At 59.7% G+C, this 16,258-nt stretch carries 16 protein-coding genes; 4 read left to right on the top strand and 12 right to left on the bottom strand.

Annotated features, from left to right (window positions below):
- Positions 1 to 106: 106 nt before the first annotated feature.
- Complete coding sequence (locus AC1D2R_RS18130; RefSeq protein ID WP_477969046.1) at positions 107 to 817, top strand: autoinducer binding domain-containing protein; 711 nt, start codon at positions 107 to 109, stop codon at positions 815 to 817.
- A gap of 23 nt (positions 818 to 840) precedes the next feature.
- On the opposite strand, the gene trbI is transcribed toward AC1D2R_RS18130, so the two are convergent.
- The 12 genes from trbI to AC1D2R_RS18070 form a co-directional block, all read right to left on the bottom strand.
- Complete coding sequence (trbI, locus tag AC1D2R_RS18125; protein ID WP_477969406.1) at positions 841 to 2,121, bottom strand: IncP-type conjugal transfer protein TrbI; 1,281 nt, start codon at positions 2,119 to 2,121, stop codon at positions 841 to 843.
- A gap of 12 nt (positions 2,122 to 2,133) precedes the next feature.
- Positions 2,134 to 2,571: a conjugal transfer protein TrbH gene (locus tag AC1D2R_RS18120; RefSeq protein WP_477969044.1), complete on the bottom strand. Its 438-nt coding sequence runs from the start codon at positions 2,569 to 2,571 to the stop codon at positions 2,134 to 2,136.
- Position 2,572: 1 nt separating this feature from the next.
- Positions 2,573 to 3,391: a P-type conjugative transfer protein TrbG gene (trbG, locus tag AC1D2R_RS18115; protein ID WP_477969042.1), complete on the bottom strand. Its 819-nt coding sequence runs from the start codon at positions 3,389 to 3,391 to the stop codon at positions 2,573 to 2,575.
- Between the two features lie 10 nt (positions 3,392 to 3,401).
- Entirely contained in the window at positions 3,402 to 4,064 is a 663-nt protein-coding gene (trbF, locus tag AC1D2R_RS18110; protein ID WP_477969040.1) for a conjugal transfer protein TrbF, read from the bottom strand.
- A gap of 21 nt (positions 4,065 to 4,085) precedes the next feature.
- Positions 4,086 to 5,270: a P-type conjugative transfer protein TrbL gene (trbL, locus tag AC1D2R_RS18105; RefSeq protein ID WP_477969036.1), complete on the bottom strand. Its 1,185-nt coding sequence runs from the start codon at positions 5,268 to 5,270 to the stop codon at positions 4,086 to 4,088.
- Positions 5,267 to 6,061: a P-type conjugative transfer protein TrbJ gene (gene trbJ / locus AC1D2R_RS18100; RefSeq protein WP_477969034.1), complete on the bottom strand. Its 795-nt coding sequence runs from the start codon at positions 6,059 to 6,061 to the stop codon at positions 5,267 to 5,269. The genes trbL and trbJ overlap by 4 nt, the downstream gene beginning before the upstream one ends.
- Positions 6,033 to 8,483 carry a conjugal transfer protein TrbE gene (locus AC1D2R_RS18095; RefSeq protein WP_477969032.1) on the bottom strand — a complete coding sequence of 817 codons (2,451 nt, stop codon included), beginning with the start codon at positions 8,481 to 8,483 and terminating at the stop codon, positions 6,033 to 6,035. Before AC1D2R_RS18095 ends, trbJ begins: the two co-directional genes overlap by 29 nt.
- A gap of 12 nt (positions 8,484 to 8,495) precedes the next feature.
- Complete coding sequence (locus AC1D2R_RS18090) at positions 8,496 to 8,795, bottom strand: conjugal transfer protein TrbD (protein ID WP_477969030.1); 300 nt, start codon at positions 8,793 to 8,795, stop codon at positions 8,496 to 8,498.
- Positions 8,788 to 9,168 carry a TrbC/VirB2 family protein gene (locus tag AC1D2R_RS18085; RefSeq protein WP_477969028.1) on the bottom strand — a complete coding sequence of 127 codons (381 nt, stop codon included), beginning with the start codon at positions 9,166 to 9,168 and terminating at the stop codon, positions 8,788 to 8,790. Before AC1D2R_RS18085 ends, AC1D2R_RS18090 begins: the two co-directional genes overlap by 8 nt.
- A complete protein-coding gene (trbB, locus tag AC1D2R_RS18080) occupies positions 9,158 to 10,090 on the bottom strand; it encodes a P-type conjugative transfer ATPase TrbB (RefSeq protein WP_477969026.1) in 933 nt (310 codons plus the stop codon). Before trbB ends, AC1D2R_RS18085 begins: the two co-directional genes overlap by 11 nt.
- Positions 10,091 to 10,133: 43 nt before the next feature.
- Positions 10,134 to 10,760, bottom strand: a complete 627-nt coding sequence (traI, locus tag AC1D2R_RS18075) for an acyl-homoserine-lactone synthase (protein WP_477969025.1) — start codon at positions 10,758 to 10,760, stop codon at positions 10,134 to 10,136.
- A gap of 503 nt (positions 10,761 to 11,263) precedes the next feature.
- The gene (locus AC1D2R_RS18070) at positions 11,264 to 12,199 is read right to left on the bottom strand and encodes a sugar-binding transcriptional regulator (protein WP_477969023.1); all 936 of its coding nucleotides are present in this window, start codon (positions 12,197 to 12,199) and stop codon (positions 11,264 to 11,266) included.
- 321 nt (positions 12,200 to 12,520) lie between these two features.
- On the opposite strand from AC1D2R_RS18070, the gene AC1D2R_RS18065 reads away from it, so the two are divergent.
- From AC1D2R_RS18065 to AC1D2R_RS18055, 3 genes are all read left to right on the top strand, one after another.
- On the top strand, positions 12,521 to 14,149 hold the full coding sequence (locus AC1D2R_RS18065; RefSeq protein WP_477969021.1) for an ABC transporter substrate-binding protein: 1,629 nt from the start codon (positions 12,521 to 12,523) through the stop codon (positions 14,147 to 14,149).
- A gap of 106 nt (positions 14,150 to 14,255) precedes the next feature.
- A complete protein-coding gene (locus tag AC1D2R_RS18060) occupies positions 14,256 to 15,269 on the top strand; it encodes an ABC transporter ATP-binding protein (protein ID WP_477969019.1) in 1,014 nt (337 codons plus the stop codon).
- On the top strand, positions 15,266 to 16,249 hold the full coding sequence (locus AC1D2R_RS18055) for an ABC transporter ATP-binding protein (RefSeq protein ID WP_477969017.1): 984 nt from the start codon (positions 15,266 to 15,268) through the stop codon (positions 16,247 to 16,249). The genes AC1D2R_RS18060 and AC1D2R_RS18055 overlap by 4 nt, the downstream gene beginning before the upstream one ends.
- Positions 16,250 to 16,258: the final 9 nt, after the last annotated feature.

Below are 16,258 nucleotides of genomic sequence, written 5' to 3'. Positions count from 1 at the left end.
AGCGAGGGCGGAGGTTGCTTATTCAATTGCAGGCTCGTTATCAGAAAACGTCATTTGAACTCTGTATGCGGCGGGTCTGCCAACTTTTCATGGAGGAGGTGATCACATGCAAGCCATTTCCATTTTTGACAGGTTAATCGATACAGCGGTGGCTGCCTCCAGCGATCAGTCCCTCAGGGAAGCCTTGGGCGACGTGGCGCAGGCGCACGGTTTCGAGTGCTTTGCCTACCTCAACCTTCATACAGCAAAGAGCTTTGCGGTCTCGACCTATCCACGCGAATGGCAAGCGAAATACTTCGAGCAATCCTACCAGATAATCGACCCCGTGGTGACGGCTGCGAAAAGGACGATGCGTGCGTTCAGGTGGTCATCTGATTTTGAACGTCGGCGGGGCGATGATGACTTGCGGCGCTTCTACAATTCCGCAGCAGAATTTGGAATTCGCTCCGGACTGTCTATCCCCATCCGGGGCGGATTTGGTCAGATCGTCATCCTGACTTTGGCCACGCACAAAATTGTGGACTGCGCAGCAACCGACGAGATCGATGCGGTTGGCGCTGCTGCCGCCGCTGCCCTTATTCACGCTCGCCTGCAAGGGACGACCGCACCCACCACAAAGCGCGATTTTTTTCTGTCGGATCGGGAGGCAGTCTGTCTTCGATGGGCAGCAGAAGGGATGCCCATGCACTTCATCGCGACCGTTACGGGGCTCACATATTACACCGTCCGATGGGACCTCGACAAAATCAGACAGAAGCTGGGCGTGCGCACAATGAAGCAGGCGGTCAATGTTGCAACACGGTTCCAGCTGATCTGACGGCTGCGTCGTCAGCCACCAGCTCAGTGGCGGTACACGCCAGGAAAGGCAATGTCTTGGTCGACCAGGACATTGAATTGATAGCCAGGTCGGATCTGAAGGGTTGGTTGCACGTCGAGCGCTTTGCTCACATTGCGCTCTACGACCCGCCCGTAAACCTCCGCAAAGTTCCGGCGCGCAGCGTCCGACGCGTTGTCTTGACCGGCAAGCGTCGAACCCTGCGGCAAAGACATGTCCATTCCGGTCCCGATCACGGCCAGCAGTGCCGCAGAGCCGAAGGTTTGCAGATAGTGGCGATTGATCTTGTCCCCGAACCCCCCGTATCCCTCGGCATCGGTGCCGGCCATCCCGCCGATCTGCAGCGTAGAGCCGTTGGGGAAGATAAGGTCTGTCCAAATGACCAGGACACGCGATTGCCCGAAGGAAACGCCTGAGTCATATCTGCCGAAGAGTTTCGCCCCTTGCGGAATGAGAAGACGACGTCCAGACGCGCTGTCGAACACGTTCTGGTTCACTTGGGCGATGATCCTTCCTGGCAGATCGGAGTTAATACCCGAGATGAGCGTGGCTGGTATAACCGAACCGCGTTTGAGCTCAAACGCAGACAAAGGCGCGATGATCCGGTTCGGTAGATAGCCGAGTTCCTTTATGTCCTGATTGAAAAACTCCTGTTTTGACGTCTGTCCGTTGGCATTGGTGGTGGCGAGGCTCGCCTGCATTGCCGCTGCGTAGAGTTCTCTGGTTTCCGGAGATCGCTCCCCTCGCTCTGGATCGTCAGCCTCGTGAACGGGAGCCTCTACGGTTTTCATGGCCACCGCGAGCGGCGATTCGAAGGCCGCGCTTCTCGCCTGCAAGCGTGCCATGTCCTGTCTGTTGCGCTCCCGAAGATACTGTTCCTTCTGCTCCCTTTCGATCCTCGCGAGCCATTCTCCTTCTGGTTCAACGCCCACCCCTCGACGCACCAGCACCGGCTCTTTGGCGTTATCGGGCTTGCGAGGATTGTCGACGGGCCTTTCTTCCGCAATCGGGGTTGGGGTGAATGCGTGCGGTTGCGCAGGCTCGGGAATAATGCCGTCGGCAATGCCGCGCTTGATCTGGTCGGCGTAGTTTGATGCAGATGAACCGGACGCTGACCCTATGTCCTCCTCTCCCCGGAAATAGAAACCGCGTGAAGAAAGGCCGTAGAGGATGACGGCTAAAAACAAAGCTCCCAGCACCAGTACAACGGCGACCGGAAGGCGGTTCACGCGTCTCATACTGTTGCGGCCGAGGTCGGGGGTACCCAATTGGAGAGACTGAACCATCAAGGCACACTCCTAACCTGACCGCGCCACGGACAACGCACTGATGGGCAGAGCGCTCGCTGCTGTCGCTGCATAAGCTCGGCCAATCGCCACCGACTGCGTTGACAGTCGGGCAAGGATTTGCCCTTCATAGGCCTCGAGTGCATAGGACAGCGTTACCGTCTTGCGCTCCTCTGCTCCAGCGTTGGCGTCGGCGGCGATCTTGTACCCCCACCCCTTGAGGGCAGCCTCAAGTGCGATGCCAAACGTCGAATTGGAATCCTGCAGTCTGATCGTTGCGCCCGCTGGCGCGACAAGTTCTGTCAGTCGACTAACCATATCGCCTGCAATCGCGTCGGCTGCCGCTGCTGATAGCGTAGTATCCTCGGAAACGTCAGTTAGGCCGGTGACGTCTGTTTGGCATCCACTGATGACCAAGGACGTGATGACGGCCATCATTGATCGCCACATGTCAGCCTCCCCTTGCAATGGTGATCGTCTGCCGGTGCCATCCGACGCCGGAAACCAGAACGGCCCGATCGATGTTGTAATCCACCACCATCACGGTGCCCTTCATGCGATAGTTGACAATCCGGTTTTGTCCACCTGAGACGATGAAGAGCACCGGCGCATCCTGGCCTGAAATCGATTTTGGAAACTGGATGTACGTCTTTTCTCCGTCGCCGTAGACGCGTGTCGGTCGCCAGCCTGCTCGACCGCTGATGGCGTATGAAAAATTCAGTCGCTCTGCGGGCATGCCGCCACCAGCCCCCGCGCCTATCCTCGCGTTGACGTCTGCGAAGCTCGTTGCGATGTCCTCGGGATATGCAAACCCGACACGCGCCATGTATTGGGTGGGATGCGATTTCAGCTGAATATGATAGGTCCGCCGCGATGTGGTGACGACCATTGATGTCAGCAGGCCAGGTTCGGATGGCTTGACGATCACGTGGATAGCCTGCCCGTTTGCCGCACCTGATGTTGCAGGCTCAACCTTCCATCGAACCGTATCGCCCACCAGTACGTCGCGAACGACCTCGCCGCCCTGGAGTTCTATATCGCAGACCTGCAGCGGCGCGCAAATGACCGACGGCTGGATCTCCCCGTAGAGAAAGATAGCTTTCCCGTCGGACCCTTTCGTCACGAGACCGGAGCTTTCACGCCACTTGGCGGAAATTCCGGCTCCCTTCGTTTCATTGGCCGTCATGACTTGCGAGTGCGCCGCCGCGGCAAAGCTGGCGGCTCCGAACGCGACCACGGCGATTTTAGCGTTCAACTTTCTTGCCTTCATGTCCACCCCCCTAGAGCTGTGCTGTCCAGTCGATATCGGCCAGATAGAGGCCAATGGGATTTAGCCTGATCACCTCCTCATCCTGCGGAGCCGTCAGCGTCACTGTGGCGACGGCTCGGAAGCGGCGAGTGCCGATCTCCTTGCCCTTTCTGTCCCGCTCGAATTCCGTCCAGTCGATTTGATAGGACCGGTTCGAAAGGGCGACAACATTGTTGACCTCAATCGAAACCGTGGCGGTTCTTGCCCGTTCGAACGGAGAGCTTGCGCGGAACCAGGCGTTGACTTTCTCGGTCGAAGGATCCGAAGCTCTCAGCAATGCGTAGGTCCGGTCGATATATTGCTTCTGGACGACGGCGTCGGGCGTGACTGACCGGAAGCTTGAGATGAAGCCGCCAAGGGTTGCTCGGACCACGCGAGGATCTGCATACTCGATCGCTTGTGGGACGCCGCCACTCACCGCCGCTCCAAGCTTGTCGACCTCCACGATATAGGGGACCAGTCTGACCTGCGTGCTGAGATAGAGGGCGTATGAAAATGAAATGAGCGACATCAGGATGCTGAGCATGCCGACCAACCGCCATGCGGCGGCAGCCTTCACGTAGGAACCGTAGCGCTCGTTCCACTCCTGGCGTGCTGCAAGATACGGGTTGTCAGGTATGCCTTTAGCTGCCATCGATCCCTCCCGGGGTTGTCATCAGTTGTCGTCCGTCGTCATCGCGCGGTGCGACGTGTTGCTTCTGCTTACCTTAAGTGCTCCCTGCTCGAGTTTGGCGTTGGCGAGACCAATGATCGAGCCCGCATGAGCGCCTGGCGTACCGATTGCCTTTTCCTTGGCTGCCGAACCGAGGGCACGTGCCGTCAAACCTGCGGCAGCCTTAATGCCATGGGCGACAGCTCCGACGGGAGATGAAACCTCAGCACCTTGTGTGCGAGCCGCCACGGCACCGGTTGTGGCGCCGCGCGCCGCCAGAAAAGAGGCTCCCATGGCAAATGAGGTGGCTTGGCCGCCGTGCCTGATCGCCTCCATACCGCCAGTCGTCGAGGCGCCCTGTACGACGCCTTGGAGGATGCTCGGTACATACATTGCTACAATGAAAACGACGACGGAAATGCCTGCGATTGCAAGGGTCGTAATGAACTGATCGGTCTCGACGGTTGGCGCCTGAGCAAGCGCGACCAACACCTCCGACCCGATGCGTGCGATCATCACGAGCGCCATGAGTTTCATGCCGACGCTAAATGCGTAGATGAGATAGCGGATCGAAAAATCCTTGGTAAAGGATGAGCCGCCCAGGCCGAGCATGATCATGCCGGCCAGCAGGCCGACGTACATTTCGACCATCACGGCGACGAAGACGGCAGCAACCAGGGAAAAGCTGACGACAACCACCACCATCGCAAAGACGGCGGCGATCGCGAGTGCATTGTCTTCGAACAGGCCGAACTGGGCCTGCTTCGACAGCGCCGCCGCGACACGGATGCCTGCGTCGAACACGGCCGCTGGTGAGGCCGATCCGCCGGATGCGCCAATCTGGAAGAGGCTATCGACAACGGCTTTCGCAAATGTGGGACCCTGTTCAAGTGCGAATGCAAAAAAGCCGATGAACAGGATGCGTCGTGCCAGCTCCGCGAACCACCCGTCGAGCGCGGGCGCTTGCAACGTCAGCCAGACAGCAGCAATCCCGATTTCGATTGTCGCGAGGATCCAGAACAAGGATCGTGCCGCCTGCATGACGGTTGTCTCCCAGCCATGCGCCGACGTGACCACCTGGTTCTGGAGCTCCGTGAGAACCTGACCTTCCTGAGAGAGCGCGGGCGCACTGACGAAACACAGGGCGCTTACAATGAGAGCGGTGCGCTCGATTGCCGTGCCGGTCACCACCGTGGCTCCATTTTTTGGCCGTCAGCGATCGGCTTCACCGGCGCGTTGAAGAATTTCTCCCGGCGGGCCTGAGCGAGATCCTTGTCGGTCTGTTCACTCTGGTACCAGGTTCCGATCATCGTTATTTGCTGGGAGACGAGCCCACGGAGTTTTTGCATCTGGGCGACCTGCTGAGCTGCAATCTGGTGTCCGACCTGGAGTGCCTTCAACTGTCCGTCTGCGGTCCCAGACATGGATCGGACGGACGCCATGGCGGCTTCCTCGGTCGCAAACTGATCCGAGGTAAGGCTGGCCGCCCGCAGTGTCGCTGCGATGGTATCCCGATTGGTGTCTGACCAGCCCTGATAGGTTGTCGAAAAGCTCTCGCCGGCAGCCAGGCTTGTCTTGAGTTCGCCATAGGCTTTGAAGCGTTGCCTCAGTATATCGTCGGCGTTGCCCATCGAAAATGCGATGCCCTGCCCCTGCCTGACGACCGCTTGAAGCTGTCTGAGATCGTTTTCCACCTGCCCCCAGGTCTGCTGAGGCAACCGAGCGGTATTCTGCAGCATGTTTTGATAGATGCTCAGCTGATTGCGGATCTGCTCGGCCAGTTGAGTGATCTGCCTCATCTGGTTTTCAACTTGTATCCCTGAGCTCTCAAGGAGGCCGACGAGTTCGCTGTTGTTGGCAAGCTGCGTCCATTCGGTTGCAGAGCCCGTCACACCGCCGGCATGCGCGGGCGCCTGAACCAGCGATGCGGCCAGGACCGTGGTGACAAGCCTAGGGACGCGAGAGCAGTGATTTTGCATTGGATATCCCCCTTGTCTGCAACCAGTGGACCGGCCACTCCCGCGAATGGCTGTGGTGAAGTGATTTGATGTGTTTAAGATCGTCCTTGCTTGAGGCGCCGACGAACGAAAGTGTCAGCGGGCCAAGTGCCATGTCAAACAGGCGACGGCCTTGGGGCGAGGTGACGTAGTACTCGCGTTTTGGGATCGCGTTCGCGATGAGCTCGATCTGGCGAATGCTCAGTCCCATATTCTCATAGAATTGGCGGGTGCCGGGCTCAAGCGCGACCCCGTTCGGTAGCCAGATCTTTGTCGGACAGCTCTCTTTGAGGACATCGATGATGCCGGACCGTTCGGCGTCAGAAAGCGACTGGGTGGCGAGCACAACGGCGCAATTCGCCTTTCGAAGCACCTTCAGCCACTCCCTGATTTTCTCGCGAAACGCCGGATGGCCAAGCATCAGCCAGGCCTCGTCAAGGATGATGAGGCTCGGCGCACCGGTCAGTCGTTTTTCGATGCGGCGAAACAGGTAGGTCAAGACGGGAACAAGGTTGCGTTCTCCCATATTCATCAGCTCTTCGATTTCGAACGTCTGAAACAGACCGAGCGACAGCGCGTCGCTCTCGGCGTCGAGCAATTGCCCCATCGGTCCGTCAACGCTGTAGTGATGCAGCGCCTCCTTGATATCTCGGAGTTGGACGCCGCTGATGAAATCAGAAATCGATTGTCCCGGTGCCTCCGCCATCAATCCGATCTGGCGCGCGATTGCATTCCGGTGATCGGGGGTGATGACCACGCCCTGTAGAGCAACAAGCGTCTCTATCCACTCCGAGGCCCAGGCTCGGTCACTGGCCGTCGACAGACCCGAGAGCGGACAGAATGAGAGCCCCCTCCCGTCACTGTCCTCGCCTCCGATCCGGTAGTGGTCACCATCGGCAGCCAGCGTCAACGGCAGCAGGGACTGGCCCTTGTCAAAGGCAAAAATCTGCGCGCCTTCGTATCTGCGAAACTGCGCAGCGATGAGCGCCAGAAGCGTCGACTTGCCCGAGCCCGTCGGGCCGAACACAAGCGTATGGCCGATGTCGTCGACGTGAAGGTTCAACCGGAAAGGCGTCGAGCCGGACGCGACCTGCATGAGGGGCGGTGACCCCAGAGGATAGAACGGACAGGGCGCATTCGAGCGTCCCGTCCAGACCGTATCAAGCGGCAGAAGATCGGCCAGGTTACGCGTGTTGATCAATGGCTCACGGATGTTGCAATACCAGTTGCCGGGCAGGCTGCCGAGATAGGCCTCCGTCGCATTGAGTGTTTCGATCCGCGCACCAAAACCCTCTGCCTGGATCAGGCGGCGAATAGACTCTGCGTTTTCCTTGAGCCGTTCGCAGTCGTCATCAAAAAGGACGACGACGGACGTGTAGTAACCGTACGAAACGAGTTGCGAGGCAGCCTCGGCGATCGCATCCTCGGTCTCGGCGACCATTGCAAGGGCGTCCTGATCGACGGATCGGCTATGTGTCTGAAAGAGCTGGTCGAAAAACGGACGCACTTTCTGTTGCCATTTCTTGCGGGTACGCTCGAGGCGGGCCCGCGCGTCCTCTGCGTCAAGGAAGACAAATCGCGACGACCAGCGATAGCTGAGCGGCATGAGATCCAGGCCGTTGAGAATCCCGGGCCAGCTTTCCATGGGAAGCCCGTCGATTGCGACGACGGCTAACAACCGGTTCTCCACCAGTGGCGTCATGCCGTGCTGGAATTCTGCCGTTGCCAGCCAGTCGAGATACATGGGAATGTCGGGGAGGCGAACCGGATGGCTCTCGCCAACGATGCAAAACCGAATGAACTGCAGGAGCTCGTCGTAAGTGGCGGAGCGCACTCCGTCTCGCTCGCCAATCTGCACCGTCGTCATCCGCTGAATGGAGACTATGCTTGCAAGGTATTGCTCGGTTTCACGTATGGCATTCCCAAAGAGAAGCAGCGCCGCGTCGGCAAAGCTCTGCGTCCGACTTTCCCTGTCCGAATACATATACCGGCCGAGCCGTGATCGGCGTTGGTCGGTGGGCCGATACGTCAGGATCATCGCATGGCGACTCTCGAAATGTCCGCGCTCGCTTTCGAAATGCGCCCGCCTTTCCTGATCGATTGCCGCAGTAACGGGATCGGGGAAATGCGACTGGCCGACGGCATAGTCCGCTGTCGGTACACGCACGGCCTCGACCTGGATCATCCAACCAGATCCGAGCCGAGCCAGTATTGCGTTGAGCTGGCGAGCGACCTCGTTTCGCTCAAGGTGGGTTGCGCTCTCCGAGTCCGGGCCGGCGAAATACCAACCGGCCATCAGCGAGCCGTCCTTGAGGAGCATGATACCGTTGTCGACCAGCCCGGCATATGGCACCAGATCCGCAAACGACGGGCCCGTGTGTCTGAAGGAGTGCAGCCTTACCATCAGTCTCCTCCTTCAATGATAACGCCATGGCGTCGAGGTTGCCCTGTATGCGGCCCGGTATCCGATGTGTCGGATGTAGACCCGGCGCATTAGCGGATCTGCCTTTGCCAACATCCGCAGGACCGCCAAAACAGCGACCCAGACCGCAAGGCCGAACAGCACCGAGTAGACGGTCAGAACCACGAAGATAAGAACGACGGCAGCCAGGCCGGCTACCAGAACAAGCTCGCGGTCGGCGCCCATCAGCAGATTCGGGCGCGACAGCGCGCGATGGATACGGGTCCGGTGCAGGGGTATCGAGGTATCAGGCAAGGAGCAGACCCTCCGTCGCAGGGTTCACCCCGGTCGCCGGTGCGAACTTGTCGAGGCCAATGGAAGCGCCTGTCGCGCCAAAGAGGCCCACGATTTGTGTGGCTCCGAGGAGGATGCCCGTGACCAGCACAAGATACATGAGCCGGCGTGCGAAATCGTTGAGCTCTCCGCCAAAGATCAGCATGCCGCCTGCCACCGCCACGGCGGCAAGTGCGATGAAACCGGCGACGGGTCCTGTAATGGATTGCTGAATCTGTTCGAGTGGCCCCTCCCAGGGAAGCCCCGCACCTGAACTCGCAGCAGCTGGACTGGCAAGGACGATTGCCGACCCAGCCACGAGGGCAAGGGCGAGTAACGAACGATCACGCTGCATGTCGGGCCTCCTTTGGGATTTCAGTTTGATACTCGCCATCCCTGAAGCCGTGCAGTCGCAGGATTTCCCGCAGGCGTCGGCCGTTCGGAGTGCGTTCGACTGAGACAATGAGATCGACGGCCTCGCCGATCGTTGCCTGCATCGGTTGCGGGCTGACCTCCGCTGTGAGCTGTTCCAGTCGGCGCAAAGCCGATTGCGCGGTATTGGAATGGATCGTTGTCAGCCCGCCAGGGTGGCCCGTATTCCAGGCCTTCAGCAGCGTCAAAGCCGCGCCGTCGCGGACTTCGCCGACGATGATCCTGTCCGGCCTCATCCTCATTGTGCTCTTCAAGAGCTTCGTCATGTCGACGCGGTCGCTTGTCCGCAGGGCGACGACGTTTCGTGTCGCGCACTGGATTTCAACCGTGTCCTCCAGGATGACCAGCCGGTCGCCCGGTGCAATATCTGCGATCTCGGCGACGACGGCGTTCGTCAGGGTCGTCTTGCCGGATCCCGTCCCTCCGCTGATGACGATGTTGAGCTTCGCCCTTATGGCGTCGCGAATGAGATGCGCCTGGTCCGGGGTCATAGCGTTGTCGGAAACGTAGTCGTCGAGCCGGAACAATTGCGATGCGCGCCGGCGGATCGTGAAGCACGGCGCCGCGACAACCGGAGGAAGCAAGCCCTCAAATCGGTGGCCGCCCAATGGGAGTTCACCCGACACGATTGGCCTGCTGGCATCGACCTCGGTGTTGAGGATGTGCGCGACGCAGCCGATAACCACTTCGGCCGCGCTGTTCTTCATCTTTCCAGCCTGGTTTATCCCTTGTCCAAGACGCTCGATGAAAAGCTGGCCGTCCGGGTTCAACATGATTTCCACAACGTCAGGCTCGTCGAGGACACGGCAAAGTCCCTCACCGAGCGCTTCCTGAAGCTTCCGCATGAGACGCAGCAGCGTTGGGGACTGTGGGAGCGGCGCGGGCGGCTCACGCTGCATAGTGCCGCTCACCACGAAAAGAGGATCGGTAGGCCTTCGGCCGAAGCGCACTGAAGTGAACCTCGTTGACGGGCAGAATGCCCGCCACACTCATCGTCTCGTTGATCATGACGGGTTCGCCGAGACGCTGAATCGGCCATCCGGCCCGCCTCAGAATGCGTTCAAAGCGGACGTCCGTCGCAGTCGCGATTTCCGTGTGTCCCTTCAGAAGGCACCATTCGAGGATGCCGGCGAACATGGCAAGGGTTACCATGTGGATGCCCCCCTCCCTCGCCTCTTGCCGGAACGCGGTGTCGACGCAGAAACGTGAACTTTCTGTCATCGAGTCATGGGAAGGGAGTGACCGCATCGAGAGCAGCTGCGGAAAGACACGCTCGAGCATCGTCGGGCCGGTCGTTGGCAGCAATCGCGTGCATCCAATCACGTCGTCTGACTGGGAAAGTGCCAGGATATAGGTAGGTTCAAGCCTGTCGAATTCATCGAGCTCGCGACCGTTTGTCCTGGTGACATTCCACGCCAGCCGGTCGCCGAAAATTCGAGAACGCAGGCAAAACATCTGGTCGAGATACCTCGCGTCCGTCGACGATCTCACACTTTGAACGGCCGTCAGCCTCATGATTCCAGCTCCGCATTGGATTGTTTACGCGAAAGCAGATTTGAAAGAAGATGAGGTTTGGTGCTACTCGCAAATCTGCGAGTGGCATGTCGTGATTGCCTGGCGTCGGTGTAGCGAACCCCGCTCCGGCCCCTCTGGTTCATGGAAACGACTGCGCAAATCAGCAAGTCCAACGGCTTTCGGCGTTTCACTCATAACATTGTGAAATTATTGAGAATATCGCTAGTGAACGGCAATGCCGGGCGTGCTGGCCCGGCTATGGAGTTGCGACCCAATGACCCTTTGCAAGAAGCGGTGGTTTGCGCAAACCTCACGGCGAAACCGCCAAGGAATCGAGTTTTCTCCGCGACGAACCCTTGACGCGTGAGCAAACCGCTTCGCTCTTGGCAATTGGAAACGCCGTCAACGAGACCATCGGTGATCGCCGAATGCCAAGAGGACGCTTTGTCGCTTCACATCAGGTGGATCTGCAACGCTGATGGGTGTGCCTTGCCCACGCCTGGTCAGGCATTCTCCAACAGGGCCATGGCGCTATCCGAATCTGTAAAAATGATCGTGGCCAGCTGAGCTTTGACGACGGCCCCCAGGATCGCGTGCTTGTGGGCGCCTCCCGAGGCGATGATGCGGCATGGAATTTGGCGGTAGCTATCGAGGTCAGGAGAAATGACCTGGCTATTGAGAGGGTGGTCCACGAGTGTGCCGTTGGCGTCAACGTAGCGACCCAGAAGATCGCCGACAGCGCAGGCGTCGATCAATTGATTGACATCCGTTCCAGCCGGCAAGCCATACCTGACCTGCAGTGAGTGCGGCGAAACATCCCCCACGCTCAGATAGGAAACATCGACGTCGCAGGTCGCGCGAAAGATATCCTGGAACACAGGCTGTGAGATTATGGCTTCACGCGAGCGCGGACTCCCTGCATAGATTGGCGCCGCGAAATAATGGCATTGCGCATTCAATACCTGCGCAAAGCTATGCACGATTTCAAACGTATTGATTTCGGAGCCGCGGGTCAGCCCTCCCATCATCGAGCGCACCTCGATGTGCGGTTCGTTTCGAGACGTCATCTGGCGCACTGTCTCCCGCAACGTCGCTCCCCAGCCGACGCCGATCGAGTTCGGCTTGCGGACTTCGATCAAGCGGTCCAGATAGGCGGCTGCCCCCCTGCCCAGAACGCGATGCAGCAGACGGGGATCGGCCGGAGTTGGCACGATGACTGCATCCTCAAGGCCAAGCCTCTCGCACAACTTTGCTTCCAGCTCGACATTGTCGGCTGACCTGGAATTGAAGCTGATACGAACGGCGCCCTCCTCCAAAGCCAGGGCGATCAGCTCATTCACCCGTCTCCGGGTAAGATTCATGCGATCGCCGATCTGCGCCTGCGTCAGGCCGACGTAATAGAGCCACGACGCTTTCACCATCAAGTCCTGCTGATTCAAAGCTCACCTCCCAAGGAAGTTACAGATGTCACATCGGCGTAGCATTTGTAACCTATTGATTTCCACACCGACATACAGCCGGATTGTGACGTGTATCAAACGACGCAAAGGCCGTCGGAAATCTGTCCATAGCACCGAATGAGGACGACCAAAAAACCGGGCAAAGAGGAGGCCTCGAAAGGCTTTCGCCCTTTGGAAACTCGCCGCGGCATGCGCAACAGGGCGGGGATTTCATAGAAAATTCACCCGATCATTAACGAACCGACATTCAGCGCGCGCAAAGACGAGCGCAAAGCCAAATACTGCTCAAAGGAGACTCGCATGATTTCACTCAATCGACGCAGCGCGCTTGGCCTACTCGGCGCGAGTGCGGGCAGCCTTATCCTGCCGCGTCTGGCGTTCAGCCAGGGCAAGCGCCCGTCCGTCACGATCGCCGTTCAGAAGATTACCAACAACAACACGTTGGATGTCTGGAACGAGCAGTCGAACGTCGGCGAACGCGTCTTCTTTCCCAATTTCTGGGAAGGCCTGATCGTGCGTGACTGGATGGGCAATCAGGGCCCTCTTCCCGGTCTGGCCACGCAATGGAAACGGATAGACGAGAAGACGGTTGAGCTCACGCTTCGCCCGGGCGTCAAGTTCCACAATGGCGACGAATTGACGGCTGAGGACGTCGTCTTCAGCTTCTCGTCGCAGCGCGTGTTCGGCAATACCCAGCCTGCCGGTGGAAGGACGATTTTTGAGGCCGATCACAAGCCGACAACGGCAAAGGAACTGCCCGCCACTCTGCCTGGCGTTGGTCGCCGCCTCTGGCCAGCGCTCGCCGGCGTCGAAGCAGTCGACAAGCACACTGTGCGCTTCCATAACGCCACGCCCGATGTCACGATCGAAGGCCGCCTCTACGCATTCGGTAGCCAGATCGCCAACCGTCGCGCCTGGGACGAAGCCGCAACCTACGTTGATTGGGCCCGCAAGCCCGTCACCACAGGCCCATACATGGTCGGCGAGTTCAAGCCGGACGTCTCTCTCACCCTCGTCGCTTTCGACGAATATTGGGGCGGCCGCCCGCCACTGGAGCAGATCCGCTTCGTTGAGGTGCCCGAGGTCTCCTCCCGCGTAAACGGTCTTCTGTCTGGCGAGTATGACTTTGCCTGCGACCTGCCACCCGACCAGATTGCCGCCGTTGAGGCAACTTCCGGCTTTGAGGTGCAGGGATCGACCATCATCAACCATCGCATCTCGGTTTTCAACACACAGAACGAGGTCCTTCAAAACCCACTGGTGCGTCGCGCCATGACTCATGCGATCGACCGACAGGCCATCGTCGAAGCGCTATGGGCTGGCAAGACCCAGATCCCGGCGGGGCTGCAGTTCCCCTTCTACGCCGATATGTTCGTCGAGGGCTGGAGCGTTCCGGACTATAACCCGCAGCTCGCTCAGGACCTTCTCAAGCAGGCTGGCTACAAGGGTGATGCCATCCCGTTCCGCCTTCTCAACAACTACTATACCAACCAGACCGCCAATGGTCAGATCATGGTGGAGATGTGGAAGCAGGTCGGCCTCAACGTCGAAATCCAGATGAAGGAAAACTGGGCACAGATCCACGATCCCGCAGGCGTGAAGGGTGTTCGCGATTGGTCTGCCGGTGCAGCGTTCAGCGACCCTGTCTCCTCGATCGTCAACCAATTTGGCCCGAACGGCGAAGTCCAGCAGAAGAAGGACTGGGCCAACGCCGAGGCGAACCAGATGGCCGCAATTCTTGAGACTTCGACCGACCGCGCAGCCCGTAAGAAGGCCTTCGCCCGGATGCTGGAAATCTGCGAGCGCGAAGATCCGGCCTATCAGGTTCTGCACCAGAACGCCGTATTCACCGGCATGAAATCTTCGCTCAACTGGAAGGCTGCCCCCGCCTTCGCCATGGACTTCCGCTCCAACAACTGGACCGGCTGACCGCATCGGCGATTGCCCCGGCAGCCAAGGGCCGTCGGGGCATCTTTTGTTTCAGAACCCAGCAATGTCCGCGCATTCATGCATGGACGTGAGATGATTGAAGGAGATGGACCGAATGGAATCCAATCTCGTGGAATTGCGCGACCTGACGGTCGCCTTCGATGGCGTGCGGGTGCTGCACGGTATCGACCTGCAGGTAAAGCGCGGTGAATCCGTCGGCCTGGTGGGTGAATCCGGTTGCGGAAAATCGGTGACCTGGCTTGCGGCCCTCGGGCTTTTGCCCGGCAAGGCAACCGTCACCGGTTCCGTAAAGCTGGAAGGACGCGAGTTGTGCGGCATGCCCCGCTCTGCGCTTGAACAGGTACGCGGCGGGCGGATCGCCATGATCTTCCAGGATCCTTCGAGCTCGCTCAATCCCGTGCAGCGCATTGGCCGCCAGATCGTCGAAGCGCTGAAGGTTCACCGTGGCCTGCGCGGCGAAACGGCAAAGGCCGAAGCCTTGCGGCTGCTTGATATGGTGGGAATTCCCGATGTGCGGCGCCGCATCGACCTTTACCCGCACGAATTCTCCGGCGGCCAGTGCCAGCGGCTCATGATCGCCATGGCCCTCGCCGGCGAACCGGACATTCTGATTGCCGACGAGCCGACAACCGCCCTCGATGCCACGATCCAGGCCCAGATCCTCGACCTTTTGATCCAACTGAGGCACGAAACCGGAATGGCGACGGTGTTCATCAGCCATGACCTCGGCGCCGTCGCGCAGGTCTGTGAACGTGTCTGCGTCATGTACGCCGGGCGCATCGTCGAGGAGGGCAGCGTCGGGCAGCTGTTTTCGCAACCGCGCCATCCCTACACCCGCGGCCTGTTCGACGCCATTCCCACCCTCGATGGGCCGCGCAAGCGGCTGATTCCCATTCCCGGCACGGTGCCGGATCCGAAGCATTTGCCCGCAGGATGCTCGTTCTCGCCCCGCTGTTGGCGCGTCATCGACAGCTGTTCTCAGGTGCCGCCCGCCCTTACGACGCTGGAGGATGGCCGCAAACTCGCGTGCATGAGGCCCGTTCCGACGCTCGATGTGCAGGCCTCGCCTATCCGGATTGCGGAAAGCGCATTGTCATGACGCCGCTCCTGGAGGCCAGAAATCTGGTTCGCACCTATCAGCTTCGCCGCGGGCTTTTTGGCAGGCCCACACCGGTGCGCGCGGTCGATGGAATCTCACTCACCGTCAATCCGGGAGAGACATTGGGGATCGTCGGAGAGTCCGGTTCGGGTAAATCGACGCTCGGCCGCATGCTGCTTGGCATCGACCGCGCTCAGTCCGGCGACATCCTGTTCGAAGGCAGGCCGATGCCAAGGCTCGCCACGCCGGCGTGGCGAGCCTTGCGTGCGAAGATGCAGTTGGTCTACCAGGACCCGCTTGCAGCACTCGATCGGCGGCTGACGATATCCACACAGATCGGTGAGCCGCTGGAGATCCACAGTCTCATTCCGAAAGAGCATCGCGCAAGCCGCGTCCGCGAGCTGATGTCGGCTGTAGGTTTGCGCCCCGATCAGGCCGACCGTTTTCCGCACGAGCTATCCGGTGGCCAGCGCCAGCGTGCCGTGATCGCCAGGGCGCTCGCCTCGCGCCCCAAGCTGATCGTCTGCGACGAGCCCGTCTCTGCGCTCGACGTCTCGATACAGGCCCAGGTCGTCAACATGTTGAGCGACCTGCAGGAACAGAACAAGCTTGCGATGGTGTTCATCAGCCATGACCTGAAGGTTGTGCGCAACATGGCCGATCGCGTGGCCGTGATGTATCTCGGGCGGATCGTGGAGGAAGCACCGGCGGACGTCATATTCCGAACGCCGAGACACCCCTACACCGAGGCGCTCGTCTCGAGCGTACCCGTGCCGGGCAGACCACTCGAAAGCCGGGTAATCCTGCAAGGCGAACCGCCGAACCCGGCTAACCGCCCATCGGGCTGCGCCTTTCATCCACGCTGCCCGGTCGCTCGCGACATCTGCCGGACGACAACACCTGAGTTGCGGACCATCGGTCACAGTCGGACGGCCGCGTGTCACGTCGTCACCGGCGATGACGCCTGGATCGCGGCGTAACGGGAGACA

The sequence above is a fragment of the Rhizobium sp. P1_C7 genome (genome assembly GCF_056406295.1).
This window is presented reverse-complemented; position numbering and strand designations above follow the sequence as displayed.